The following is a 25,459-nucleotide window of genomic DNA, read 5'->3' as shown; positions in this document are numbered from 1 at the left end:
CCGTCAGCGGCGTCCGGGCTCGTGGGCGTGCTGGTCGCGGGCGGCCGCTCGCTGCTGGTCGTTCCACACGGGGGTGGGCGCCGGGACCATGGCGACGATCCGCTCCACCACGTCGAGCGGGTTGACGTTGTCGGCGACCGCGTCGAAGCCGAGCACGAGTCGGTGAGCCATTACGTCGCGGGCCACGGCCTGCACGTCGGTGGGCAGCACGTAGTCGCGTCCGTTGATGAGCGCGAGCGCCCTTGCGGCGGCGACGAGGCCGAGCGTCGCGCGCGGCGAGCAGCCGATCTGGATCACCGACTCGAGGTCGGGCATGCCGAAGTCCGACGGCTCACGGGTGGCGAGCACGAGCCGCACGATGTACTCGGCGACGAGGTTGTGGACGAACACGTTCGACGCCATGTCCTGGAGGTGCCGCACGACCTCGGGACCCAGCACGCGCTGCGCCGTGGGCGGGGTGACGGACATCCGACGGAGGATGTCGAGCTCCTCGTTGCCGCGCGGATAGGGGACGTCGACCTTGAGCAGGAAGCGGTCGCGCTGCGCCTCGGGCAGGGGGTAGACACCCTCGGACTCGACGGGGTTCTGCGTCGCGATCACGATGAAGGGCTTCGGGGCCGGGTAGGTCTTGCCGCCGATGGAGACCTGCTTCTCGGCCATGAGCTCGAGCATCGCGGACTGCACCTTGGCGGGCGCGCGGTTGATCTCGTCGGCGAGGACGAAGTTGACGAACACCGGCCCGAGCTCGATGTCGAAGGTCTCCGACTGCGCCGAGTAGATCCGGGTGCCGACGATGTCGGAGGGCACCAGGTCCGGGGTGAACTGGATGCGGGCGAAGTCGCCGCCCACCACATCGGCGAAGCTCCGCACGGCCAGCGTCTTCGCGACGCCCGGGACGCCCTCGAGGAGGCAGTGGCCCTTGGCGAGGAGCGAGACCATCAGCTGCTGCACCATGTGCTCCTGGCCGACGATGACCCGCTGGACCTGGCTGATCGCCATGCCGAGCAGCTTCGCTGCGTCACCGACGGTCTGGGGCAGAGCGCTCGGCTCAGCTGGCGTATTGCTCACGCGCTGTACTCCTTGTTCAGGGTCCGACTGGAGCCACGATACCGCGAGCCCCAACCGGACGCCCCGTGCTTGTGAAGTGTGGTGAGATGGGGGTGATGAACGAGGAAGACGAGCTGTTCCGGGGCCATCAGCCGCTCACGGACGAGGACCCCACGCGCGTGGGCACCTTCTGGCTCGACTCCCGACTGGTCGAGTCGCCCGCCGGCGTCGCCTACGCCGCGCACGAGGACGGCGGCGACGCGGTCATGCTGCTGCTGCTGAACGAGGGCGCGGCGCAGGACCCGGCCGCGCGATCCCGCTTCTCGGGCGAGATCAACGCCATGCACGTCGACACCGTCGTCGCGCGCGGCGGCGAGGGACAGGACGAGGGCAGGATGAAGATCCGGTTCCGCCCCGCAAACGACGACCCCCAGCTCGCGCACCTCGCCCCCCCGGCGCCCTGGGCGGCGCTGGCCTTCGACGGCACCCGGCAGGCGGTCGCCGAGGCGGCCCGCGTGTTGCACGCGGTCGATCTCCTCACCACTCCCCCGCTCGGCCGGCCCGCCGGCCCCGACTACCGGCTGCACTGGATCCACCGCGGCGAGCGCGGCGCCACGCGCGTCTGGCCCCTGTCCTGGCCCGGCCGCCGGGACCGCGCGGGCTGGATCAGCATCCTGGTCTCCTGGCTGCTGATGCTGCTCCTCACCGCGCTGGGCCTGCTGCTCGCGATCCTCATCTTCCAGAACGCGCCGCTGGTGTCCCCACCTCCCCCGATCCCGAGCGAGGCCACGGAGTCGGGCGGCGGCAGCGGATCGCCGACCTCGGGCTCACCCTCCGACGGCGGGGGCGCCACGCCCGACGAGTCCTTCACGCCCACCATGGAGCAGACCGGCGACGAGGAGGGCGAGGGCGGTTCGCCCAGCCCCAACCGTCGCCTCTGAGCCGCCGATGCGAGGATGGGGGCCATGACCGAACGTCGCGTCGTGCCGCTCGACCTGCCGCTGGTGACCCCGCACGAGTGCTCGCTCCAGGTGCGCCGCGAGGCCATCGCCTCGGTGGAGATGTTCCGCGAACTCTCACCCGAGCAGGTGGCCGATGTCGAGTCCAGGTGCGGCGCCCGCGCGATCAGCGAGGGTGAGGCAGTCTACCTCCGCGGGGAGCCCGCGGACCGCGTGTACTTCGTCGCCCACGGGATCGTCAAGACCACCCGCGACGCGCCCGACGGTCGGGAGACCATGCTGGGCGTCCGGACCAAGGGCGACTTCCTCGGCGCCATCCCCGAACTCGGCTACGACCGGCACGTCGAATCCGCGTGGGCCATGACCGGGGGCTGCCTGCTGTCGCTGGGTTCCGACGACTACGCCCGCGTCATGCGGGACCATCCCGCCGTCGCGCTCGGCACGGTCCGGGTCCTCGCGGACCGGCTCGCGCAGTCGCAGACCTCCGTGCACATGCTGTCGGGGGCGGCCCTGCAGCAGCGCCTGGCCGCCATCCTGCTATCGCTGGGCGCGAAGGTCGGCCGGAAGTGGGAGGGCGGCGTGCTGCTCCAGATCCCGATCGGGCGCGAAGACCTGGCCGCGATGGCCGGCGCCGCGACGGAGTCTGTCAGCCGTCAGCTCAGCGCGTGGAAGAAAGCGGGCATCATCGACTCCGGCCGCCGCTGGGTGGCGATCATGAACCTGCCCGAGCTGCGACGGCTGCGCGCCGGCTCCTAGGCATGGCGCACTCGACGTGCCCCTGCAGCCGCACGACGAGCGCTCTCGAGGTCCGATTACTACCGGGGGTATCAACGTGGGGCGTGCGGGGCTCGAACCCGCGACCCAGGGATTATGAGTCCCCTGCTCTGACCGGCTGAGCTAACGCCCCGCTGACCCAGCGAATTCTAGCCATAGTCCTACGCTGGCGGGCATGGCACGCGATCCGCATCCCTCCTTCCCACTCGCCGACGACGGACGCTCGCAGCTCCAGCGCATGCGGGAATCCGACTGGTACGTCGCCGACGACCCCGAACTTGCCCGACTGACCATGCGGGCCCAGCAGCTGTCCGCCCAGTACGAGCGCCTGTGGCCCGACGATCCCGCCGCCGCCCACGACGTACTCGCGCAACTGCTCGGCTCCCTCGGCCAGGGCTCCGAGGTGCGGCCCCCGCTCCGGGTGGACTACGGGGTGCACCTCCACCTCGGCGAGCGCGTCTTCGTGAACTTCGGTCTGGTGGCCCTCGACGTGGTCGACATCACGATCGGCGACGACACCCTGCTCGGCCCGGGCGTGCAGCTGCTCACCCCGGTCCACCCGCTCGACCCCGAACCGCGACGCGCGAAGCTCGAGGCGGCAGACCCCATCAGCATCGGGTCCAACGTCTGGATCGGCGGCAACGTGACGGTGATGCCCGGCGTCACCATCGGCGACAACTCGGTGGTGGGTGGGGGTGCGGTCGTCACGAAGGACGTCCCGGCGAACGTGGTGGTGGTGGGCAACCCGGCCCGCGTCGTCAAGGAGTTGTGACGCCGACGGAGTCCAGCCAGCGGGCGACGCCGGCCGGCCCCTCGCAGAGCACGTCGGCCCTCGCCACGAGCTCGGGTCGCTCGTCCGAGCCGGACACGACGACGAGGCCGGGCCGGCCCCGTCGCTGCAGTTCCGCCACGACGTCGAAGGCCGGCACGTCGCCGAGGTCGTCGCCCACCATCGCGACCGCTGTGGCGCCCGTCTCCTCGACGAGCGCGGTCAGCGCGTCGCCCTTGGTGCCGCGGTGGGTGCGCAGCTCGAGCACCTCCTTGCCGGGCTCGACCTCCAGCCCGAAGCGTTCGGCCACCTCGAGCACCCGGTCCCGCACCCGCTCCAAGGTCCCCGCCGCGGCCCGGCGCGTGTGCACGCCCACCGCGTGGGACTTGTCCTCGATGAAGAGGCCGGGGAACTCGTCGGCGAGAGGCCCCAGCGCCGCGATGGCGTCGCGGACGGCCTGCGGGGGCTCGGGGACGTGCCGGCCGGTCGCGTCGAGCCGTTCGGCGCCGTACTGGCCGAGGATCACCAGCCGACCGAGCACCTCGTCGTCGAAGCGCCCGAGCCGGCGCACCTGGTCGACCGGGCGCCCCGTGATGATCGCGACGTGGCCGATGCGGCCGACGAGGTCGGCCACCGCGCGCCGCGCCTCCGGATGGACGTACGCGGTGTCGGGATCGTCGACGACGTCCGAGAGCGTGCCGTCGAAGTCCAGCGCCACCAGGACCCGCTCCGGGGTCTCGAGGGCGGCCGTCAGGAAGAGGTTCTCGTGGTCGGTTCCGATCGCGTCCATGTTCCCACCCTGCCACGAATGCCCCGTTTAGTAGGGTGGGAGAAACTCCAGGAGGATCAATGACCGCTTCTTTCGTCGTCGTCGCCAACCGTCTGCCCGTCGATCGGGTGACGGACGAGTCCGGTGAGGTGAGTTGGAGAACCTCCCCGGGCGGCCTCGTGACGGCGCTCGAACCGGTCATGCGCTCCCACGGCGGAGCCTGGGTCGGGTGGCACGGCGCGCCCGACGAGGAGATCGACGGCTTCCACCACGACGGGTACGACATCGTACCGGTCGCGCTCAGCTCACAGGAGCACGAGGAGTACTACGAGGGCTTCTCGAACGCCACCCTCTGGCCGCTCTACCACGACACCGTCGCGTTCCCCGAGTTCCACCGCGAGTGGTGGCTGGCGTACCAGCACGTCAACCGGCGGTTCGCGGAGGCGGCCGCCGCGGTCGCCGACGAGGGCGCCACCGTCTGGGTCCAGGACTACCAGCTGCAGCTGGTGCCTCGGTTGCTCCGAGAACTGCGGCCCGACCTCCGGATCGGGTTCTTCCTCCACATTCCCTTCCCGCCCACCGAACTGTTCTCCCAGCTTCCGTGGCGCACCGACATCATCGAGGGCCTGCTGGGCGCGGACCTCGTCGGCTTCCAGGTGGCCGGGGGCGCGCAGAACTTCCTCCGCCTGGTGCGCAACCGCACCCCGCACCCGGTCGAGCAGGGGCGGGTTCGCGTCAGCGACTCGCACTCGTGCGTGGCCCGCGCCTACCCCATCTCCATCGACACGGCCGGCTTCGCGGCGCTGGCCGAGGAGCCCGAGACCATCGCCGAGTCCGAGCAACTGCTCGCGGACCTGGGCAACCCGAAGCGCATCTTCCTGGGCGTCGACCGGCTCGACTACACCAAGGGCCTGCGCCAGCGGATCCGGGCCATGGGCGAGCTGTTCCACGAGGGCAAGCTGGACCCGACCGAGACCGTCTACCTGCAGGTGGCGACTCCTTCGCGGGAGCGGGTCGGCGAGTACATGCGGCTGCGCGACGACATCGACCTGCTCGTCGGCCGCATCAACTCGGAGATGGGCTCCGTCGGCCACCCGCCGATCGTGTACCTGCACAAGGGGTTCCCGCGCCGCACCATGGCCGCGATGTACCGCATCGCCGACGTGATGCTCGTCACCCCCTTGCGCGACGGGATGAACCTCGTCGCCAAGGAGTACGTCGCCTGCCACCCGGGCAACGGCGGGGCCCTGGTGCTCAGCGAGTTCGCCGGCGCCGCCCGCGAGCTTCGCCAGGCGTACAGCGTCAACCCCTACGACCTCGACGGGATGAAGGGCGTGTTCATGCGCGCCCTGAACGACCCCTACCGCGAGCGGTCGAAGCGGATGCGCGCCCTGAAGAAGCAGGTGAGCACCCACACGATCGACCGTTGGGCCGACAACTTCCTCGGCGACCTGGCCTCGGTCTGAGTCCTGGGGAAGGCGAGAACCGCGCCAAGACACGGTGCATCCGCCCCACGTCCATCCGTGCTGTGGGATTCGTCCACCGGTCCGGCGTCAAAGATCCACGGAGTTGGGCAACAGCACCAGATCGCGCACGACGACGTTCCGGGGGCGCGTCAGCATGAACAACACCGCATCGGCCACCTCCTGCGGGTCCATCAAGCTGCCGTTGGCCAGTGCGTCCGCGAGCTTGGCTGGCGGCCAGTCGTCGACCAGCGCGGTGCGGACGGGTCCGGGCAGCACCGCCCCCATGCGGATGCCGTGCTTGGACATTTGACGACGCGAGGTGTGCAGGAATGCCTGCACTGCGAACTTCGACGCCGTGTACACAGGTTCCCAAACCACCGGCACGACGCCCGCCACCGAGCTGGTGAACACCACATCGCCCGTTCGCCGCTGGATCATGTGCGGCAGCGAAGCTCTGACCAGGCGAAACACGGATTTCACGTTGAGGTCCATGAGCCGATCCCAGGCGTCCGGATCTCCCTCCGAGACGTCGCCACCGATGTAGATTCCCGCGTTGGCGTGCACAATGTCCAAGGCCCCGAACTCCTGCACCACGCGCACGGGTAGTGCGTCCACGTCGGCAGGGTTGAGAAGTTCCGTGACGAACGGCACAGCACGCTCCCCCAGCTCGGTGCAACGAGCGCCGAGTGCGTCCTCGTCGCGGTCCACCAGCGCGACGGTGGCACCTGCGTCGATCAGTGTGCGCGCGCAGGCGAGGCCGATCCCCGATGCTGCGCCGGTGATGACGGCGAATTTGTCTGTGAGGTGTCCCATTGTTGACCCTTCCACTGGGAATCGGTTGAGTGCCAGCGCCGAGAGCCCAGAAGTGGCTCTGCGACGGATGCGGTCGGCTGGTGATCAGCCCTTGAGGTTCAGATGGACGAGCACTCGGGCGCCGGCGGCGGCGGTTGCCCCGATGATGGTCAGCCGCAGCCAATTGCCGAAGTTCATCATCGGGACCTCGGCCATCGCGACGGACTCTGCCATGACGACGGAAGCACCACGCGGCAGCCAGTTGATGCCGTCCGGCGAGACCTCTGCAGTGAGACGGAGATCGGGATGGGCGCCCTCGACCTGCACGAAAAACACGGCCTCGCTGGCCCATCCAGCTTCGTAGGGCAGCGTGACGTAGTCATCGTCGATCCGGACCCGCCTGGTGAGGACAGAGGTGTTTGTGGTCAGCATGTCGGTCCTTTCACTCGGTCGAGTAAACGACGGAATCGAGAAACAGGTGAACGGATCTGTCGGTGTCGGTCTCGACGAAGAACACCGGGTTGATCAGGTTGTCGATCGACTTGTAGCGATCCTGCAATGTCGGGGCGAGCCCCCTCATGTTGAAGATTCGGTCCATCGACTGCAGTTCGATGTACTCGCGCTTGTCGACGTCAACCGTGAGGCGCAGGTAGAGCCAGTTGAGTTTGTCCGGGCTCTCGTTGTAGAGCAGGTCCTGCTCACCACCCGGCAACCACTGGTATCCGTCGCCCGAGCCGTCTTCGTACCGACGCCCGTACCACTGGTTGTCGATCCCGACCTTGCACCAGCCGTCCTCGATTCCGAAGTTCCAGTCCTTCTGCGTCACGCCTTCGGAGACGCGGTAATACTGCCAGCGCTTCACCGGCTTCCCACCCAGCGCGTTCACGTAACGCACGCCGGGCATGTAGCGGTGTTCACTGTCCTGTACGTCGAAGAAGAACCCGAACGCACGGATGTCCTCCTCGCCGAGCCCCACTCGGTCCTGCGCCGGACTGTACGAGTACCAGGCCTCGATCTGGATCTTTGACGGATCACCGAATCGCGAAAGCCGCTTGATGACGAGGCCCATGCTCCCGGGGGCCGGCGGCTCGGTGTGCGGTGCAGCGTTGGGAGCGGTCGTCAGCTTGAGGGAGTAGGTGCCTTCCATGGAACCGTGTGAGGCGCCGAATCGCATCGCCGCGGAGCTGAGCATCGCGGGCGCCCAACTGGTGAGGTCGACCACCGACTCGAAGGACTCGTAGTTGTCGTAGACGAAATTCGGCGTGAGGTCCAACCAGCCATTGAATCCGCGGTCGAAGTCGTCATAGGTAATCACTCGTGCGAGGGGGTTGAATCGTTCAAGGTCCCGTTCATAGCTGATGTGTTTGTCCATGGGTCCTCACCTGTCGTTTGCGGTACTTGGCCTTTTGTTCACGTCGTCGAAGTCCACGATGGCCCCCTGCGAGATGAGTCGCTCTCGCAGAAGTGCCAGATCGACGTCGACAACTCGTTTGTCCTGCGTCGCAGAAGCAAGAGCCGCTGCGGTGCCCGCGCCCTGTCCCATCGCCATGCAGGTGGCCATGACCCGCGCAGAGCCGAATCCGGGTCCGTCCGCGCTCAGGCACCGACCCGCGGTGATGACGTTGACGCTCCCCCTCGGCACCAGGCAGCCCAGCGGCACGTTGTACGCCCGCCGGGGAACGACGAACTCAAGCTGCGTCTGGTCGATGGAATCCGCCTCGTGAATGTCGATCACGTGCGCCCCCTTGGCGACGGTGTCCGGGAAGGCTTTCGGGTTGAGGATGTCGTCGCGTGTGAGCGTGGTCTCTCCCACGATGTGATGCGTCTCACGCACTCCGGTCTGAATGCCCGACTTCGCAAGCCATGCATCCTTGAACTCGGGAAACTCTCGCCGCAGCACCTCGATGATCTGGTGGAGCTTCTCGCGCAGGCTGCATTCGGTGCGCGTGAACCACTCCGCGTCGCTCGCGTCCGTGCCTTCGCGCAGCAGGTTGATGCTGACCATGCCGTCGTGGAAGAACCAGTTGATCCACGGGCCCCCGAAGACCGGGATCTCCCCTTCCCTGTGGAGTTCGGCGAGGCGATTGCGGATGGTTTCGGAAACGGGAAGCACCCCGCCTTCCGCGTCGCCGAACAGGTGCTGCAGTGCATCCGTATCGACTCCCCCGAGTTGGAACCAGAGCGAGGCGGGTTGGAGGACATCGGTCTTCACGGTGGGCAGGCCAGCGGCGCGCACCAAGTCGGCGTCCCCTGTGCAGTCGACGAACACGCAGGCGCCGTAGGCAACCCTTCCTGTCTTGTTCTGGACGACGGCATGCGTGACCCGCCCGTCCTCCACCACGGCGTCGGAGAGCCAGGAGTGGTAGAGCAGTGTGACGCCACTCTCGAGCAGCAGTCGCTGCGCTGCGAGCTTCATCAGCTCGTCGTTGACGGGCCAGTTGCCGCTGTCACGCCCCAGATCTGCGCCACCGAGGCGTGACGCACGCGTCATGAGTTCCAAGGGAATGCCCCCGACGTGTTGGCGACCGTTGTGACGGAACTCCGAGATCGGCGTCACGAGTGCGCTCGTCGCCATGCCGCCCACAAAACCGTAGCGCTCGATCAGTAACGTCCGGGCACCGTTGCGTGCCGCCGCCGTCGCCGCGATGATCCCCGCTGGCCCTCCGCCGCAGACGATCACGTCGTAGTCACCGAGTACAGGCGTGGCCCGCGCGGGTTCGGTTACGAACAAGGTCTGCCTCTCTGATTGGAACACCTCTTGACTCGATCACGTGAGCACGCTCGGTCTGGTGTGGGCGGGCCGGGAACCGACCCGCCACACGAGACACGGTTGACCTACTCGGTGAGGTAAACCGTGCTGAAGTTGATGAACTCGGTCGGCGGAACGGTCAGCCCCTGCACGTTGTCGCGGTAGGCTACGTTGACCTTGGTCGAGAAGAGCGGAATCGCCGGAGTGTCCTCGGCCATGATGTTGACCACTTGCTGGTACAGATCAAGGCGAACCTCGGGATCACTCTCTTGCTGGGCTTGGGTCATCAACGCATCGAGTTCAGGATTGCAGTAACCCAAGCGTGCTGCGGCGCAGCTGTACAGGCGGTTGAGCGTGTAGTCCGCGTCGCCGGTAGGAGTCTGGTTCGGCTGGAAGTCCATGTACCAGTCCATTCCTGTGAAGGCAGCCAACCAGGACGCGGCATCCAGGCCGCGCGGCTCGACCGTCACGCCGATGTCCTTCCAACCCGAGATGAGCGCCTGCGCTAGAGCGTTGTCGGTCGCGTTCGCGAGGCTGAAGATGATGTCGACCGTGAACCCATCGGGGTACCCGGCGTCTGCCAGAAGCTTCTTGGCGCCCTCCGGATCGTAGGTCGGCATGTTCTCGGCCGGCACACAGCCGAAGGCGGCCGCTGGGCAGAACGAGTCCATGACCTCCCGGCTCTCGCCATAAAGACTCTCCACGATCGTCGGGAGGTCAAGCGCCATCCACATCGCCCTGCGCACGTCAGGGTTGTCCAACGGGGCCCTGTCGTTCATGAACCACACGAAGTAGTAACTGAGGGACTCGAACTGCTCGAGCGTCACGTCAGGAATCGCTTCGACCGTTTCGAACTGGTCGTAGGACACATTCTGTACAGCTTGGGCCTGATTGTTCGAGAGCGCGGTCAGCTTGCCGTTGGCATCGGTGATCTGCTTCATCGTCAGCGTCTTGAGCTTGGCCTTCTCACCCCAGTACGAGTCGTTGCGCTCGAACTTGAAGAGATCGTTGGGGACGTAGTCAGTGATCACGAAGGGCCCCGTGCCGATGGGACGTGCCCAGTATTCGTCATCTTCGGCGGTGGCCTCGGCGTGCGAGAACTCCCCCTTGCCGATGAGCACGAGTGAGAGCACCCCGACCAAAGTGCCGGTGGGCGCGCTGGTCGTCAGGATCACGGTGGAGTCGTCCGGCGCTTCGATGCCGGTGATGATCGAGAGCACTGCGTGCAGTGCCTGTTTTTGGGCCAGGTAGCGTTCAAGCGTCCCCTTGACGTCCCCCGAAACCAAGGGTGTTCCGTCGCTGAAGGTGACGCCTTCGCGGATCTTGATTTCCAGGGTGGTGGGAGTCGTCCACTCCCATGATTCCGCAAGGTGGGGTTGGGGCTGGGCCTCATTGTCGAGGGTCACCAGCGGCTCGAGTGTCTGCTTGAGAGCGATGTTCATCCCGATCTCCAGGGGAGCCTTCGAGATGTCGGAGCCGGCCCAGCCATAGTTGGGGACGAAGGTGAGGTTCTGCTGGTCGTCGGGCAGGGCAGCGCCGGCTTCCCCTTCCGGAGGATCAGTCTCGCTGCTCCCGGAACAGGCCGTGAGTGCTAGACCGACCATGAGGGCTGCTGCAGCGGCCTTCATCAGCCTTGTGCGGATGGATCTCATTGCGTTCTCCTTCGATCGCTTCGTACTGAGATGGGTGTGTCACGCTGAAGTCCTCCGGGCGCCAGTGAACACTTTGGGGCTGATGGGCTCATGTGGGCTCCAGCCAGGGTCGTACCACCGGCACCGCGGCCAGCAGACGCTTGGTGTAATCGTCCTGGGGGTTGTCGAAGAGCTGATCGACTGTGCCTTGTTCGACGACGACGCCTCGGTTGAGGACGAGGACACGATCACAGAGGTGCTCTATGACTGAGAGGTCATGCGAGATGAAGAGGTACGACAGATCCAGGTCGGCTTGCAGATCCTCCAGCAGGTTGAGGACCTGTGCCTGCACCGAGACGTCCAGCGCGCTGACGGCCTCGTCGCAGACGATGAGTTTGGGCCTGAGCGCGAGTGCGCGCGCGATGCCGATGCGTTGACGTTGGCCCCCCGAGAATTGATGCGGGTAACGATCTGAGTAGTCGGGGTTGAGCCCTACGCGATCCATGAGCGCCTTCGCTTCGGAGGTCCACGCCCCGCGGGGCACGACGCCAGGGTGCACACGCCACGCCTCGGCGATGATGTCCCGAACGGTCAGGCGTGGATTGAGGGAGGCGTACGGATCTTGGAAGACCATCTGCATCTCGCGTCGGATGCTCTTGAGCTGGCGCCATGAGGCGCGGGCGATGTCCTTGCCTTCGAACTCGATTGAGCCGTCGCTGGCCTTTACGAGACCGATGATTGTGCGAGCGATTGTCGACTTCCCGGATCCGGACTCCCCGACCAACCCGACCGTCTCACCTTGGTGGAGGTCGAAGCTCACATCGCTCACCGCGACGTTGTCTCCGATGTGCCGCATGAGGACCGACGAACGGATCGGGTAGGCGACACGAAGATTGCGCACCTTCAGCAGAGGTGTGGAGTCGGCCATCAAAGCACCTCCTCGGAGCGGTGACATGCCGCTTCGTGCCCGGCTTCCCAACCTTCGGGCCGACGCAGCATCGGGACGTCCGTTCGACACACGTCGATCGCGAACTCGCAGCGAGGGTGGAAGGGACAGCCACTTGGCACTGCCAAGAGGTTCGGCGGCGACCCGCTGATCGGCGTCAGCCGCTGGCCGCGTGCCCCCTCGCTGGGGATCGACTCCAGCAGACCCTTCGGATACGGGTGGGCGGGATGATCGTAGATCTCCCGGATGGATCCGGTCTCCACCACCCGGCCGGCGTACATGATCGCCGCGCGTTGCGCCACGTCCGCCACAACCCCGAGGTCATGGCTGATCAGGATCAATCCCATCCCTGTCTCCGCTTGGAGGTCCGCGAGCAGGTCCATGATTTGTGCCTGCACCGTCACATCCAGGGCGGTGGTCGGCTCATCCGCGATCAGCAACCTCGGCTTCAGTGCTATCGCCATCGCGATCATGATGCGCTGTCGTTGCCCACCGGAGAACTGGTGCGGGTAGTCGCGGATCCGGGTTTCTGCGTTGGGGATGCCCACACGCTTCAACAGTTCTAGTGCCTTCCCCAACGCTTGCCTCTTGTCCATGCCCCGGCGTCGCCGGAACGGCTCGGCGACCTGGTCACCGACGCGGAACACTGGGTTCAGGGAGCTGAGCGGATCCTGGAAGATCATCGCGATCTCCGTCGCGCAGAGCTTACGGACCTGCTTGACCGGTTCGGCGGCGATGTCCCGTCCGCCGTACCAGATGCGCCCTCCAACGATCGACCCGGCGGGCTGCGGGAGTAGCGCCATGACAGCTTGGGCCGTGACCGATTTGCCGGACCCCGACTCCCCCAGGATGGCCAAGGTCTCACCGGCTCGCACTTCGAAGCTCACCCCGTCGAGCGCACGCAAGACTCCCGCCGAGGTCGAGAACTCCACCTCGAGCCCTTCCACCCTCAGCAGCGGCGGATCGCCCTCGAGCGAATCCACGCGCGCGGTCGCGGGCTCGGTCATCAGGCACCCCGCAGCGTCGGGTCATAGAAGTCGCGCAGGGCATCGCCCAGAACGCCCGTGGCGAGGACCAGACCGGCCAGCGCAATGCCGGGCAAGGTGGATATCCACCACGCCGACGTGAGGTAGGCGGTGCCTGCTTGAATCGTGCTGCCGAGGCTGGGCACACCGATCGGCACACCGACGCCGAGGAAGGACAGCGCCGCCTCAGCGAGGATCACGTGCCCGAACTCGACCGTCGCCACGACCAGGATGGGGGCCACACAGCCGGGAAGCAGCGTCCGCACGATCAGGTGGAAGTGCCCGGCGCCGAGCGCACGGCCCGCTTCCACGAACTCGCGGTTCTTCAGCGCGAGCACCTGGCTGCGGGTGACTCGGGCGAAGACGACCCAATTCGCTATGGAGAGGACGATGATGATGTTCGTCAGACCTTGTCCGAGCACGGAGGCCAGCAGGATCGCCAACAGGATCGCGGGGAAGGCGAGTTGAACATCCGCGATCCTCATCAGAACGGTGTCCATCCAGCCGCCGAAGTGTCCCGCCAGGAGACCCACGGTGACTCCAGCCAGCCCTGCGAAGATCAATGTGCTCGCACCCACCGCAAGCGAGACGCGCGCGCCCATCATCATCTGTGCGAAGAGGTCCTGGCCGATCTGGTCGGTGCCGAGGAAAGCAATGGAGCCGTTGCTGAGGGTCGTGCCCGGCGGTTTGAGCCGATCGACGAGCTCTGTGCGGAGCGGGTCGAACCCGTAGATGACCGGAACGGTGATCGCACCGATGACGTAGAGCCCGATGATGATGATCGGCACGGTGATGCGTATCTTGACCCCGCGCCGAGCGCGTCGCGCACGCTGCATGGTCTGGGTGGCGGTTGTCGGCGTGGCGATCGGCGTCGTCGTGATCATGGGCGGCAGGGCTGCGGTCATCGCGAGTTCCTCACCCTCGGGTCAAGGAAGCCGTAGAGCAGATCGACGAAGAGGTTGACCAGCACGAAGGCCACGGCGATCACGACGACGCAGGCCTGAACCGTCGCGTAGTCCCGGACGCCGATGGAGAAGACGAGAAGCCGCCCGATGCCGGGGAAGCTGAACACCGTCTCGGTGATCACTGCGCCGCCGAGGAGCGTGCCGAACTCGAGACCGACGAGCGTGACCACTGGTATGAGCGCATTACGGATCGCGTGCGGGAAGATGACCGTACGCTCGCTGAGCCCCTTCGAACGAGCAGTGGTGATATACCCTTCGCCCATCACCTCGATCAGTCCGCTACGGACCATGCGGGTGAGGATCGCGATGAAGGGAAGCGCGAGGGTGATGGTGGGCAGGATGAGGCTCTGGGGGGAATCGAGTCCGGCGCTGGGCAGCCAGCCCAGTTGTCGAGAAAAGACCAGCATCAATACGATCCCGATCCAGAATCCCGGAAGGGACTGTGTCGTCAGCGACAGGGTGGTCACTGCTCGATCGCTGAAGCGGTTGACGCGCAAGGCCGCGAGCAGGCCGAGCGGGAAACTCACGCCGACGGCGAGCAGACAGGCCAGGAGCGCCAGGAGCGCAGTATTCGGGAGCACCTGCGCGATGAGGTCCATCGCCGGGACGAACTGCGTGTAGGAACGGCCGAAGTCGCCAGTCAGGGTGTTACCCACGTACTGGAGGTATTGCGCGATCAGCGGCTGATCGAGCCCCATCTCCGCACGCAACGCGGCGAGCTGCTCCGGCGTCGCGGTCTCACCCGCCATCAGCAGCGCGGGGTCGGCCGGGACCAAGCGCACCACGACGAACACGACCGTGACCGCCCCCCAGAGCACGAACACAGCCAGCAACAGGCGCCGGGCGACGAAACCGAGCATTCTTACCTCCGGACAGGATCCACGTTGATCTGAAACGGTCTCGGATTCCTCAGTTCCGCTTGACATTACCGTTAATGTACAGTCGCTCATCCGGACCTTCATGTCAACAGTTGCGGCCGAAAAATACTGAAGCCGCTTGTTGATCCGGACATGAGCTCCGTCAAGGCCAGCAGCGCCGGCATCCTCCTAAAGCATGAGGATCGCCTCTTGACGAAGATGATCGGTAACGTTAATGTTGCCGGCATCCGGAGGTCATGGCGGATCCCGGCGAGAACACGAGGAGCTCCGTGCCCGGCACCGACACCACCCACTTGGCCGACGGCCTCCGTGACGCAATTCGGAGCAGCGACGTCGTCCTGTCGAAGTACAACGCGCTCCCAAGGTTGTTGAGCGTGGACAACTTCAACAACGGGCTCCACGGGTGGGTAGAACTGGGAGGGAACTACAACGGCCGCGGTGACCTCGAATCGATGGACCGGCACTTCCGCGACTTCCGGCCACCGCAACTCTCGAACGCGAGCTTCTTCGACGTCGGGACGCACGGCGGCATGAGCGGCACCTACTCCATGAAGCTCGCGACGCGGGCACATCGAGGCCATACTGCGACGGCCATCCGCAGGCTGACGATGAGCGGGCGCGGGCTATTGCAGATCGAGGCTCATCTCGCCTGGAAGACGGAAGCGAATCTCTCGGGCACCGAGGAAGAGGCCAACACCTACGGGGACATCACGTGGGATGCCAATTCCCACCCCTCCGAAGCCCAGTTCGGTGCCTTCACCGTCGCGACCGACCTCTGCACCGACGGCGTCAGGTATCACAACGTGATGCGGTTCGTGAACACCGATTGGGATGGACATCTCGTCCAGCGCTGGGCATACCCAGTCGTACCGGAGCCCACGCCACACGAGCGCCACGTCGGAAGACACGATTACGAGTACGCCGCGGACTTCACGGCACCCAATCCGGACGACTGGCGGTTCGTCGACACCGAGCGTGTGGAAACCTGCTACAACGAGGTGCCCACGAAGATCAACTGGCACTACCTGCGGTTCCTGATCGACACAGAGACTCGCACGAACGTGGAACTCCAGTTCAACAACCAGACCATCGACCTACGAGACGTCCCTGTGCCGCCCTACGCGGAAAAGTACGAGTCTCTGGAGAACCTCCTGAACTTCTACTTCTCCGTCCGCACACTGAGCGGTGTGCGCAACTTCCTCTTCCTCGACTCCGTCGTGATTTCGGCAGATTGGTGAACGTGAGCATGCGACAGTCCCAGAGCGCGGTCATCGAGCGCGGCTTTGAACTCGACGGCGCCCATGCGACAGAGCCGTTCGAAGTCGCGTGGGCCGCTGAGGCCCGGTGGTTCATCCATTTCCTGACCGAGGCACCCGGAAGTCGGGTCGCCTTCCAGTCGCAGGTTTCGCCGGACGGAATCAACTGGATCGACCACGAGAGCTCGGAGCCTCTGGAGTCTGAGGCAGTCGGGCTCCTCTCCATCCCGGTGGCCAACTTCGGTCACTGGCTACGTCTGCGCGCGACCCAAATCAGTGGCGACGATCGCCCGCTGGTTCGGATCTATCTCCAACTCAAGGAGTAGCTGGACAGCATGGAGCAAGCTGGTGATTCTGGACGCCCCCGACGGACGCTGCAGAGTGTCGCCGATGCCGTCGGACTGTCTGTCAACACCGTCTCCCGTGCACTCAACGACAAGTCTGGAGTGAGCGAGAAGACCCGGCGTTTGATCAAGGCCGAGGCGGAGCGGATCGGCTACGTGCCGAATGTGCACGCACGTTCGCTGGTACTCGGCCTTCGGAAGACCATCGGAGTCATCCTTACCGACCTCGCCAATCCATTCTTCAACGACCTCGTCAGCGAGATCGAGAACCAGGCAATCGCAGCCGGGTACACCCTGCTTCTACTGTTGTCCGACGAGGATCCCGAGCGCGAGCGGACGGCCGTCAATACTGCCCTGAGCGCGGGCGTCGACGGGATAATAGGTGTGCCGGTGCAGGGACCGACAAATCCGTGGAGCGCCGTCGTCAATGCCCACATTCCCCTGGTTCTGGTGGCCCGGGAACTCCCTGGCTTCCAAGTCGACCTGTACTCGACGGACAACGTGGCTGGCCGACGGATGACGACGGAGACCGTGCTCCGGTCGGGCGCCAAGGACATCGTACTGATCGAGGAAGATCTCAAGATCTCCACCGTTGCGCACCGCATCGAGGGCTTTCGCTCTGCAGTCGAGGCCGAAGGCCTTCGGTTCCATCCCGATCAGGTCTCCATGGTGCCCTCCCGCCGCACTCGTCGGGGCGCGTCACTGTGGCGCGGCGAAGATGCCTACCGGGTCGCGCGTGACCTTCTCGAAACCGGCCGGACTCCCGATGCCTTCTTGGCCGGCAATGACTACTTCGCCCTAGGGCTCTACGCTGCGCTTCGTGAACGTCGTATCCGCGTGCCCGAGGATGTGCTCGTCATTGGCTGGGGGGACTATCCATTCTCGCGTTTCCTCGATCCGCCGCTCACGACGCTTCGTCTGCCCGCCGTGGAAACGGCCCGGCGGGCGACCTCCCGACTGCTCGCACTGATCGATGGCAGCGCCACAGCCGAAGTCGTCGAGCAATACTTGGCGCCCGAGCTCGTCCACCGAGCATCCACCAATCACTGAGCCGAGCAACGAGGGGCTTCCGGATGTCTGGAACGTACTACGCAGAAGCGGCACGACAGGTCCCCATAATCGCTCACGTCGATGTCCTGGTGGTTGGCGGCGGGCCATCCGGTATCGCGGCCGCCGTGGCCGCGGCGCGGAGTGGGGCGAAGACGTTCCTCGTGGAGGAGAGCGGCGGGTTCGGCGGCATGTGGACTCAAGGTCTCGTCACCACGCTCGCGGGCTACAACTCGTGGCTCCAACCCGACCGAGTACGGGTAGTCGACGGCATTGGAGGTGAGTGGCTTCGCCGGGCTACAGCCGCTGGCGGCGCCACCGACCACGATGGTTGGGTGATCAGCTCCGACCCTGAGGTGATGAAGCTTGTCGCCGACGAGCTTCTCGAGGAAGCCGGAGTTGACTTCCTGCTCCACGTGCTCGCCACTTACCCCATTGTCGAAGGGGATGTGGTGAAGGGCTGCCTCATCGAGACTCGTGAGGGTCGCGAGGCCATCCTCGCGGCAGCCACGGTCGACGCCACCGGCAACGGAGACATCATCGCACGGTCCGGTCAGGACTGGGTCAAGGGCCAGACGCTGCAGCCGATGACGATGCCCATGTACGTCGGCCCTGTTCGCACGCTGCCCGGCATCGACCCCAATGCCCCGGCGCATGTCCGTGTGGGTCCGGAACCGAGCGACCTGGACGACCAGGGACTCATTGATTCGCAGCTTTCGCGATACGACGTGCCCATCGACCGACAAGCGATGCGCGCAGCCCGAGAGCGAGGAGAACTGCCCGTCTTCGGGGGACCTTGGTGGGGAGGTATGGACAAGGAGACAGTGTGGGTCAACGCTGTCCGCATTGTTGGCGACGCCACTGACAACCGCGATCTCACCCGTGCTGAAGTGCAAGGGCGGAGAGACGCGCGATCGCTCTTCGAGTACTTCCGCGACAACGTTCCCGGTTTTGCAGCCGCGCGGCTCCAGCAGACCAGCCCGACGATCGGCATCAGGGAGACCCGCCGGCTACTCGGCGTCACCACTCTCACCGGCGCGGACGTTCGCGGCGGTGCACGGCAGGAAGATTCGATAGCGATCGGCGCATGGCCCATCGACGTCCACCCGACTGGCGAGGCGGCAGGTGCGCATGTCATGTTCGTCCCAGCGCCCTTCGGGATCCCCTATCGTGCTCTCGTACCGGCCAACACGGACGGACTGCTCGCCACTGGCCGCTGCATCTCCGCAGATCGCGAGGCGTTGGGCAGCATCCGGGTGGGGGCCACATGCACCGCCACAGGGCAGGCTGCGGGGGTTGCGGCTGCCCTCAGCGCGCGCCACAGCCTCGCACCACGGGCGATCGACCCACATGAACTGCGTCGTTCACTGCGGGAGCAGGGCGCACTGGTGGACGTTGAAGACCTCCAAGAGCCCCGGGCCCAGTCACGGGCTCAATGAGTCCGGCCCTCAGAAGATCGGCTTGCCCCCGGTGACGCCCAGCACCGTCCCTGAGACATAGCTGGCTTCATCGGACGCGAGGAACACGAAGGCAGCGGCCACCTCGATCGGGTGGCCGGCGCGGCCGAGCGGGGTGTCCGCGCCGAATCCCTCCACCTTCTCGGGCGGCATGGTCGCAGGGATCAGCGGCGTCCAGATCGGGCCCGGCGCCACCGCGTTGACCCGCGTGCCCTGGGCCCCGAGCTCGGCGGCCAGGTTGACCGCGAGGTTGTTCAGCGCGGCCTTCGTCGCGGCGTAGTCGAGGAGTTGTTCCGACGGGCTGAACGCCTGCACCGACGTGGTGATCGTGACCGACCCGCCCTTCAGGTGATCTTCGAGCGCCTTGATCAGCCAGAACGGGCCGAACACGTTCGTCTCGAAGGTCCGGACGACCTGCTGGTCGGGGAACTCGTCGATCTCGTCATGGGCCATCTGGTAGGCCGCGTTGCACACCAACGTGTCGACGCCGCCGAGGAACTCCACCGCCTTGGAAGCCAGTTCCTGGTTGGCCCGCGCGTCACGCAGGTCGGAGGCCACGGCTTCCGCCCGCCGCCCCTGCGCACGCACGAGCTCCAGGGTCTCGCGGGCGTCGTCCTCCTCCTCCGGCAGGTGCGCAATGACGACGTCGGCGCCCTCCTTGGCGAAGGCGACGGCAACGGCGCGGCCGATTCCGGAGTCACCGCCGGTGATGAGGGCGCGCTTGCCGGTGAGCCGCCCGCGGCCGACCCAAGAGGTTTCCCCATGGTCGGGCTGGGGATCGAGTTCCGCGGTCCGGCCGGGCCACTCCTGCTGCTGGGACGGGATCTTGCTGAGGTCTGCTGCCATCGCACCATCTTGGCCCGCCACGGGGTCAGGACGTGGGCCGGCAACTTTCTCGGTGACCCTCGGTCGACTCCCCGGAGAAACGAAAACCGCCCTGGCGACAGGGCGGTTTTTCTTCGTGGCTCCCCGGACTGGACTCGAACCAGTAACCCTTCGATTAACAGTCGAATGCTCTGCCAATTGAGCTACCAGGGATTGGTGGCTGACCACGCAAGGTGAAACCTTAGCAGACCGTTTTTCGCGACGCTAATCCATGCCGTACTCGCGCTTGATGCGGTCGGTCTCCTGCACGACGAACTGCCTCGTGGCCTCGTCCTCGAGCGAGGCGCCGCCGCTGGTGACCGCGTAGAAACGCACGGAGTTGGACCCGTCCAGGGGCCGCCGCGCGACGAGGCGCAGCTCCCCGGGCTCGAGGTCGTAGTGGAACGTCGCGACGGTGGACGCCTGGACGCGCTCCTGCACCAGTTCGGGGAGGCTGCCCTCCGAGTCGAGGACCGCGGTGTGCTTGCCGCCGCCCATGTCCCACCACCGGAAGGTCTGCGTCTCCCCCCGCCAACTGCCGCGCTCGACCTCGTGCCAGCCGAGCACGTGCCATTCGCCGTCGCGGAACTCCGCCAAGTGCTCGGCGGTGCCGACGAGCCGCACGTCGCGGCCGCTGGCCTCCGCCAGGATGCGGGGTTTGCCACCGAGCGCGTCGGCCAGATCGGGGTCGTACGTAGCCATGGGGCCATCTTGCAGCATGTGGACAAATAGTGTTGTCCGTTCCCGACTGCCCACAGCCGAGGCCAGACCGGTGCGCGTCGGTCCCGCCGGCTGGTGTGGTGGCGGCATGATCGACTTTCCCGAGCTGAGGCTCACCCTGATGCAACAACAAGCCCTTGGGCTCCTCGTCGCCGCCGGCCGCGATGCGCAGCGCCTCCGGCTCCTCTCCCCCGCCCACCCGCTCCTCCGCCTGGTCGTCGCCCGCGGCCGCGTCGCGGAGCAGGTCCTCTGGCAGGCGAACCTGCGGCTCGTGATGCGCCTGGCACTCGACGCCGCGCGTCACCGGGGCGACGACGTCGACGACCTGTTCCAGGAGGGGTGTCTGGGCCTGCTCGACGCGATCCGCCGCTTCGACCCCGCCCTCGGCTACCGCTTGACCAGCTTCGCCCACGAACACATCAACCGGCGCATCTGGGCCACCGAGGCGCCGAGCGTGTGGCTGAGCTCCTCCCGCTACCACCGTCGCCTACGACGGCAACTGGAGGACGGCGACACGTCGATCAGCAGCCGCCGGGCCCGTGTCGCGCTCGCGCAGCAGGTCGATTCCGACGTGCTCCTCAACCTCCCGGATCCCGACGACCCCTTCGCGCGCGTCGACGACTCCTGCGTGGAACTGCTGGAGCTCGCCGAGGAGCGCTACCGCCCGCTGCTGCGCATGCGCTTCGGCTTCGGGGGCCCCGTCCGCCAGCAGGAGGAGATCGCCGCCCACTTCGGCGTCTCGAGGTCGACGGTGTCGCGGTGGGAGGGCCGGGCGCTGGAACAGATCCGCGAGGCGCTCGTGCCGCCGGTCAGCCCAGGCTCATGAGCGTGAGACGCTTGCGCTCCATCTCAAGTTGGGTGAGCTCCGCGAACTGCGCGCGGTAGGCGGTCTCGTCCTTGGTGGGGTCGGTGCGCTGCAGCCGGGACTTCAGGTCGCCGATGATCCGCGCGACGCGCGCCAGCTGCAGCCGGGACGAGTGGACGAGCGAATAGTTCTCGTCGGGCTCACGCAGGAGCGGCTCCACGAGCAGTGAGATCAGGAGCTGGCGGGTCAGTTCGGTCGGCGCGGCCGCGCGGAGCCCGTCGTCCCAGTTCGCCGCCAGCGGCACCGACCGGATCAGCCGCATCACCGCGGCGTAACCCGGGTGGGTGAAGTCCGTCGCCTGCACGCCGTTCCAGTCCGCGTCGAACGTCTCGGGGTGCTGCAGCATCAGCTTGAGCGTGTCCCGCTCGAGCCGCAGCGCGCGGTCGTCGGGGCTGGGCCAGTCGGCCGTGGTCTGCACCACCGGCTCCGGCTCCGGGGCGGGCGCCTCACGCGGCCCGCGACGGTGCTGCACCTCCTGGCGGACCTCGTCGACGTCCATGCCCAGGATCTGTGCGAGGTCGCGCAAATACTGGTTGACCAGCGACTGGTCGCGGATGGAGGCGACGAGCTCACCCGCCTCCCGCGCCGCACCGACCCGGCCCTCCGCCCGGTCGAGGTCGTAGTTCTTGGCGATGTTCTCCATCACGAACCGGTACAGCGGGACGCGCCGCGCGACGAGCTCCCGCACCGCCGCGTCGCCCGACTGGATGCGCAGGTCGCAGGGGTCAAGACCCGACGGCTCGACGGCCACGTACGTCTGGGCGACGAAGTTGTGGTCGCCCTTGAACACCTTGAGCGCGGCGGCCTGACCGGCGGCGTCCCCGTCGAAGGTGAAGATGACCTCACCGTGGAGGCCGCCCTGTGCCCCCAGCAGCCGCTGCAGGACGCGCGCATGGTCGTCGCCGAAGGCGGTGCCGCAGGACGCCACTGCGGTCTCGACGCCGGCGATGTGGGCGGCCATGACGTCGGTGTAGCCCTCGACGATGACCGCCTGCGAGCGCTTGCCGATCTCCTTGCGCGCCAGGTCGAGCCCGTAGAGCACGTGCGACTTCTTGTAGACGAGCGTCTCGGGGGTGTTGATGTACTTCGCGGGCAGCCGGTCGTCGTCGTAGATCCGGCGGCCGCCGAAGCCGAGCACCGACTGGGCGGAGTCGCGGATGGGCCAGAGCAACCGGCCGGTGAAGAAGTCGCGGCCGAACTCGCGGATCAGCCCTGCGGCCTTGAGCACCTCGTCGTCGAAGCCCTTGGCCCGCAGCGTCTGCCGCAGCGCCTGTCCGTGCTTCGGCGCGTAGCCGACACGGAAGTGGAGTGCGTGCTCACGCGTGAAGCCGCGGGCGTCCAGGAACACGCGCGCGGTGAGCGCCTCCGGAGTCTCCAACTGGGCGGCGTAGAAGTCCTCGGCGGCCTGGTTGGCCTCGAGCACCCGCTTGCGGAGCCCCGGCTTGGACGCGGGCTGGCCGTCGTCCTCCAACACCAGCTCGACGCCGACGCGGTCGGCCAGCGTCTGCACCGCCTCGACGAACGTGAGGTTCTGCTGCCGCTGGAGGAACGTGATGACGTCGCCACCCTCCCCGCAGCCGAAGCAGTAGTAGAAGCCGCGCGACGGGGTCACCTGGAAGCTGGGCGTCTTCTCGTCGTGGAACGGGCACAGGCCCTTGAGGGAGCCGCCGCCCGCGTTGCGGAGCATGACGTACTCGCCGACGATCTCGTCGATCCGGGACCGCTCGCGCACCCTCGCGATGTCCTCGTCCCTGATCCGTCCTGCCACGAACGCAATAGTAGCCGGATGCCAGCGGTCGGGCCGGGCGGTGGGGTCAGGTCTCCCGCGGTCGTTCCCGGAACCACTTGTGCGCCAGGTCCGGGCCGTCCCAGACCTTGATCACGCCCCACGCGACGGCGGCGATCGGCACGGCCAGCACGGCGCCGAGGATGCCCGCGACCACGGTGCCCACGGTCAGCGCGAGCAGGATGACGAGCGCGTGCAGCTGCAGCGCCCGACCCATGACCACGGGCTGCAGCAGGTTGCCCTCCAGCTGGTTCACGCCCACCACGATCGCGACGACGATGAGCGCGTTCACCGGCCCGTTGGCCACGAGCGCGACCAGGGCGGCGATGGCTCCGGCGAGCGTGGCGCCCACCAGTGGGATGAAGGAGAACAGGAAGACCACGACCGCGAGCGGCAGCGCCAGCGGCACGCCCAGGATTGCCAGTCCCACGCCGATGGCCACGGCGTCCACCAGCGCCACCGTGGCGGTGCCCCGCACGTAGGCGCCCAGCGTCTGCACCGTCTTCTCCCCCATGCGCTCAGCGCGGGCGTACGACTCGCCGCTGAAGGGCCGCAGGAGGAACTGCCAGATGGCGGGTCCGTCCTTGAGGAAGAAGAACAGGACGACGATCATCAGCAGCAGGCCGGTGATGAACGTCGCCACCACGCCGACCCCAGCCAGCGCCCCGGCGCCGAACTGGGCCGAGGAGACGAAGTCGATGACCTGGTCGATCACCTCGTCGAGATCCGGGAGGTCGAAGGCGAAGGGCAGGGAGTCGACCCATGCGAGCAGCTGCGTGAAGCCCTCCCGCGCGCTGCCCGCGATCTCGTCCCACTGACCGCTGACCGCCCATGTGACGAGGGAGCCGACGCCACCCAGGAGCAGCAGGATCCCGAGCAGTTCCAGCGTGGCGATGAGCGCGTCGGGGAGGCCGCGCGCACGCAGCCATCGGGTGAGAGGCCAGAACGTGCTCGCGAAGATGAGCGCGAGGAGGATCGGGATCGCGACGGTGCTTAGGATCGTCATGCCCCAGATGGCGGCGGCCACCAGCGCGAGCACGATGATCAACTGCAGCGACCTCGTCGCGAAGCGTCCGAAGTCGTCCGTCCACGCGCCGGTCTCCCGTCGCGGCGGCTCCACGACCACCACCGGGTCGGGCCTGCGCTCCAGCGCGGCCAGCCGCTCCTCGGTGTACTGGTCTCGCCGCCATCGTCCGAACATCACGCCATCCTGCCGTTGCTGGAGCTCACGCGGCCCATTCTGGCACCGCGTCAGGCGCCCCGGCCGATGCCGCGCGGCAGCTTCCGCGGGTCCCAACCCAACAGGCGTCGCGCCTGCTCGAAGGCGAAGCGGTCGGTCATGCCCCCTACGTAGGTCACCGCGCCGCGCACCAGGTCCTCGGTGCGGTACTCGTCGGGCATCTCCGACGGCTGCTCGAGGTAGAAGCTCACCAGGGAGCGCAGGATCTCCACCACCGTGTGCGACTGCCGCACCGATTCGGGGCGCGTGTAGATCCGTTCGTAGTTGAACCTGCGGAGCTCGGCCAGCGCGGCGGCGCGGTCGGGGTCCAACCCGACGCGGCCGGTGGCGGTCGTGGTGTCGATCACGCCGTTGATGAACGTGGCCAGCTGCTGGCGTCGGGTCACCCCGGCGACCTCGCGGACCTGCGCCGGCACGTCGTCCGGCGTGACGATGCCCGCGTGGATCGCGTCCTCGAGGTCGTGGGCACAGTAGGCGATCCGGTCCGCCCAGCTGACCAGTTCGCCCTCGATCGTCGACGGTGCGGGGCGCGACCAGGAGTGGTTCCGGATGCCGTCCAGCGTCTCCGCGCACAGGTTGAGGCCGGCGAGCACGACATCGGCGCCCCACGGGCCGTGGTCGTAGCCCTCGGGGATGAACTCGTCGAAGGCGTCCTCGGAGGCGTGGCCGCCGGGTCCGTGCCCGCAGTCGTGGCCCAGCGCCATCGCGTCGGCCAACGTGACGTTCGCCCCGATGCCCCGCGCCATCGCGACGGCGCACTGCGCCACCTCCAGGGCGTGCGTGAGCCGGGTGCGCTGGTGGTCGGTCGGGTAGACCACCACCTGGGTCTTCCCTGCCAGTCGGCGGAAGGCGGTGGAGTGGACGATGCGGTCGCGGTCGCGCTCGAAGCACGTGCGGAAGCGGTCGGGCTCCTCCTGCCGTGCCCGGTTCCCGGCACCGACGGCGAAGGTGGCGGCGGGGTCGAGCGTGGCCCGCTCGATCTCCTCCCGCTGCTCGCGGAGCCGCGGCCCGACGAGACGGATGCCCGCGTCGGAACCGGCGTGGGCGGTGACGATGTCCTCGTCGGCGTGGCCGTGCATGGTCCGTGCCCACAACCGGGCGCGCGGCATG

24 protein-coding genes, 2 tRNA genes and 1 pseudogene are annotated in these 25,459 nt (G+C 67.1%); 9 read left to right on the top strand and 18 right to left on the bottom strand.

Features of this window, described 5'->3' with window-relative positions; translation table 11 throughout:
* Positions 1–3 precede the first annotated feature (3 nt).
* Positions 4–1,017, bottom strand: a pseudogene (locus BLR46_RS11685) (AAA family ATPase); the annotation flags it as partial.
* Positions 1,018–1,163: 146 nt separating this feature from the next.
* On the opposite strand from BLR46_RS11685, the gene BLR46_RS11680 reads away from it, so the two are divergent.
* Positions 1,164–1,988: a hypothetical protein gene (locus tag BLR46_RS11680; RefSeq protein WP_143008288.1), complete on the top strand. Its 825-nt coding sequence runs from the start codon at positions 1,164–1,166 to the stop codon at positions 1,986–1,988.
* A gap of 24 nt (positions 1,989–2,012) precedes the next feature.
* A complete protein-coding gene (locus BLR46_RS11675) occupies positions 2,013–2,762 on the top strand; it encodes a Crp/Fnr family transcriptional regulator (RefSeq protein ID WP_176761761.1) in 750 nt (249 codons plus the stop codon).
* Positions 2,763–2,839: 77 nt separating this feature from the next.
* Here BLR46_RS11675 and BLR46_RS11670 read toward each other — a convergent pair.
* A tRNA-Ile gene (locus BLR46_RS11670) sits at positions 2,840–2,913 on the bottom strand.
* 42 nt (positions 2,914–2,955) lie between these two features.
* Here BLR46_RS11670 and BLR46_RS11665 point away from each other — a divergent pair.
* The gene (locus BLR46_RS11665; RefSeq protein ID WP_093252398.1) at positions 2,956–3,552 is read left to right on the top strand and encodes a sugar O-acetyltransferase; all 597 of its coding nucleotides are present in this window, start codon (positions 2,956–2,958) and stop codon (positions 3,550–3,552) included.
* Here BLR46_RS11665 and otsB read toward each other — a convergent pair.
* Complete coding sequence (gene otsB, locus BLR46_RS11660) at positions 3,539–4,339, bottom strand: trehalose-phosphatase (RefSeq protein ID WP_093252395.1); 801 nt, start codon at positions 4,337–4,339, stop codon at positions 3,539–3,541. The genes BLR46_RS11665 and otsB overlap by 14 nt on opposite strands.
* 59 nt (positions 4,340–4,398) lie before the next feature.
* Here otsB and BLR46_RS11655 point away from each other — a divergent pair, with 59 nt between their 5' ends.
* Positions 4,399–5,784, top strand: a complete 1,386-nt coding sequence (locus tag BLR46_RS11655; protein WP_093252392.1) for an alpha,alpha-trehalose-phosphate synthase (UDP-forming) — start codon at positions 4,399–4,401, stop codon at positions 5,782–5,784.
* An 87-nt stretch (positions 5,785–5,871) separates the two neighbouring features.
* Here BLR46_RS11655 and BLR46_RS11650 read toward each other — a convergent pair whose 3' ends face one another.
* From BLR46_RS11650 to BLR46_RS11610, 9 genes are all read right to left on the bottom strand, one after another.
* The gene (locus tag BLR46_RS11650; protein WP_093252389.1) at positions 5,872–6,597 is read right to left on the bottom strand and encodes an SDR family oxidoreductase; all 726 of its coding nucleotides are present in this window, start codon (positions 6,595–6,597) and stop codon (positions 5,872–5,874) included.
* Between the two features lie 84 nt (positions 6,598–6,681).
* Entirely contained in the window at positions 6,682–7,008 is a 327-nt protein-coding gene (locus BLR46_RS11645; RefSeq protein ID WP_093252385.1) for a hypothetical protein, read from the bottom strand.
* 10 nt (positions 7,009–7,018) lie between these two features.
* The gene (locus BLR46_RS11640; RefSeq protein WP_093252383.1) at positions 7,019–7,948 is read right to left on the bottom strand and encodes a DUF6772 family protein; all 930 of its coding nucleotides are present in this window, start codon (positions 7,946–7,948) and stop codon (positions 7,019–7,021) included.
* Between the two features lie 6 nt (positions 7,949–7,954).
* Positions 7,955–9,331, bottom strand: a complete 1,377-nt coding sequence (locus tag BLR46_RS11635) for an FAD-dependent oxidoreductase (protein ID WP_218118448.1) — start codon at positions 9,329–9,331, stop codon at positions 7,955–7,957.
* A gap of 80 nt (positions 9,332–9,411) precedes the next feature.
* Positions 9,412–10,977: an ABC transporter substrate-binding protein gene (locus BLR46_RS11630; RefSeq protein WP_093252381.1), complete on the bottom strand. Its 1,566-nt coding sequence runs from the start codon at positions 10,975–10,977 to the stop codon at positions 9,412–9,414.
* An 88-nt stretch (positions 10,978–11,065) separates the two neighbouring features.
* The gene (locus tag BLR46_RS11625) at positions 11,066–11,884 is read right to left on the bottom strand and encodes an ABC transporter ATP-binding protein (RefSeq protein ID WP_093252379.1); all 819 of its coding nucleotides are present in this window, start codon (positions 11,882–11,884) and stop codon (positions 11,066–11,068) included.
* Positions 11,884–12,909 carry an ABC transporter ATP-binding protein gene (locus BLR46_RS11620; RefSeq protein WP_093252376.1) on the bottom strand — a complete coding sequence of 342 codons (1,026 nt, stop codon included), beginning with the start codon at positions 12,907–12,909 and terminating at the stop codon, positions 11,884–11,886. Before BLR46_RS11620 ends, BLR46_RS11625 begins: the two co-directional genes overlap by 1 nt.
* Positions 12,909–13,832, bottom strand: a complete 924-nt coding sequence (locus BLR46_RS11615) for an ABC transporter permease (protein ID WP_218118447.1) — start codon at positions 13,830–13,832, stop codon at positions 12,909–12,911. The genes BLR46_RS11620 and BLR46_RS11615 overlap by 1 nt, the downstream gene beginning before the upstream one ends.
* Positions 13,829–14,752 (bottom strand): ABC transporter permease, encoded by a 924-nt coding sequence (locus tag BLR46_RS11610; protein ID WP_093252373.1) that lies wholly within the window; start codon positions 14,750–14,752, stop codon positions 13,829–13,831. The genes BLR46_RS11615 and BLR46_RS11610 overlap by 4 nt, the downstream gene beginning before the upstream one ends.
* A 287-nt stretch (positions 14,753–15,039) precedes the next feature.
* Here BLR46_RS11610 and BLR46_RS11605 point away from each other — a divergent pair, with 287 nt between their 5' ends.
* From BLR46_RS11605 to BLR46_RS11590, 4 genes are read left to right on the top strand one after another with little or no spacing between them, the layout of a single operon-like run.
* Positions 15,040–16,008: a DUF6772 family protein gene (locus tag BLR46_RS11605; protein ID WP_218118446.1), complete on the top strand. Its 969-nt coding sequence runs from the start codon at positions 15,040–15,042 to the stop codon at positions 16,006–16,008.
* A gap of 2 nt (positions 16,009–16,010) precedes the next feature.
* Positions 16,011–16,352, top strand: coding sequence for a DUF6385 domain-containing protein (locus tag BLR46_RS11600; protein ID WP_093252369.1), 342 nt, complete (start codon positions 16,011–16,013; stop codon positions 16,350–16,352).
* A gap of 9 nt (positions 16,353–16,361) precedes the next feature.
* Complete coding sequence (locus BLR46_RS11595; RefSeq protein WP_093252367.1) at positions 16,362–17,420, top strand: LacI family DNA-binding transcriptional regulator; 1,059 nt, start codon at positions 16,362–16,364, stop codon at positions 17,418–17,420.
* A 23-nt stretch (positions 17,421–17,443) separates the two neighbouring features.
* Positions 17,444–18,856 carry an FAD-dependent oxidoreductase gene (locus tag BLR46_RS11590; protein ID WP_093252353.1) on the top strand — a complete coding sequence of 471 codons (1,413 nt, stop codon included), beginning with the start codon at positions 17,444–17,446 and terminating at the stop codon, positions 18,854–18,856.
* A 9-nt stretch (positions 18,857–18,865) separates the two neighbouring features.
* Here BLR46_RS11590 and BLR46_RS11585 read toward each other — a convergent pair whose 3' ends face one another.
* From BLR46_RS11585 to BLR46_RS15105, 3 genes are all read right to left on the bottom strand, one after another.
* Positions 18,866–19,720 carry an SDR family oxidoreductase gene (locus BLR46_RS11585; protein ID WP_093252350.1) on the bottom strand — a complete coding sequence of 285 codons (855 nt, stop codon included), beginning with the start codon at positions 19,718–19,720 and terminating at the stop codon, positions 18,866–18,868.
* 116 nt (positions 19,721–19,836) lie between these two features.
* A tRNA-Asn gene (locus tag BLR46_RS11580) sits at positions 19,837–19,912 on the bottom strand.
* 51 nt (positions 19,913–19,963) lie between these two features.
* Positions 19,964–20,440: a hypothetical protein gene (locus tag BLR46_RS15105; protein WP_176761760.1), complete on the bottom strand. Its 477-nt coding sequence runs from the start codon at positions 20,438–20,440 to the stop codon at positions 19,964–19,966.
* A gap of 106 nt (positions 20,441–20,546) precedes the next feature.
* Between BLR46_RS15105 and BLR46_RS11570 the strand changes: the two genes are divergently transcribed.
* Entirely contained in the window at positions 20,547–21,284 is a 738-nt protein-coding gene (locus tag BLR46_RS11570; protein WP_176761759.1) for a sigma-70 family RNA polymerase sigma factor, read from the top strand.
* Here the strand turns inward: BLR46_RS11570 and dnaG are convergent.
* The 3 genes from dnaG to BLR46_RS11555 are packed head-to-tail and all read right to left on the bottom strand — an operon-like array spanning position 21,268 to position 25,458.
* Positions 21,268–23,091, bottom strand: a complete 1,824-nt coding sequence (gene dnaG / locus BLR46_RS11565) for a DNA primase (RefSeq protein ID WP_093252341.1) — start codon at positions 23,089–23,091, stop codon at positions 21,268–21,270. The genes BLR46_RS11570 and dnaG overlap by 17 nt on opposite strands.
* Positions 23,092–23,137: 46 nt before the next feature.
* The gene (locus BLR46_RS11560) at positions 23,138–24,310 is read right to left on the bottom strand and encodes an AI-2E family transporter (RefSeq protein ID WP_093252339.1); all 1,173 of its coding nucleotides are present in this window, start codon (positions 24,308–24,310) and stop codon (positions 23,138–23,140) included.
* A 50-nt stretch (positions 24,311–24,360) separates the two neighbouring features.
* A complete protein-coding gene (locus BLR46_RS11555; protein ID WP_425441399.1) occupies positions 24,361–25,458 on the bottom strand; it encodes an HD domain-containing protein in 1,098 nt (365 codons plus the stop codon).
* Position 25,459: the final 1 nt, after the last annotated feature.

Origin of the sequence: Tessaracoccus oleiagri, assembly GCF_900103275.1 — a bacterium.
Classification (GTDB): Bacteria; Actinomycetota; Actinomycetes; order Propionibacteriales; family Propionibacteriaceae; genus Arachnia; species Arachnia oleiagri.
This window is presented reverse-complemented; position numbering and strand designations above follow the sequence as displayed.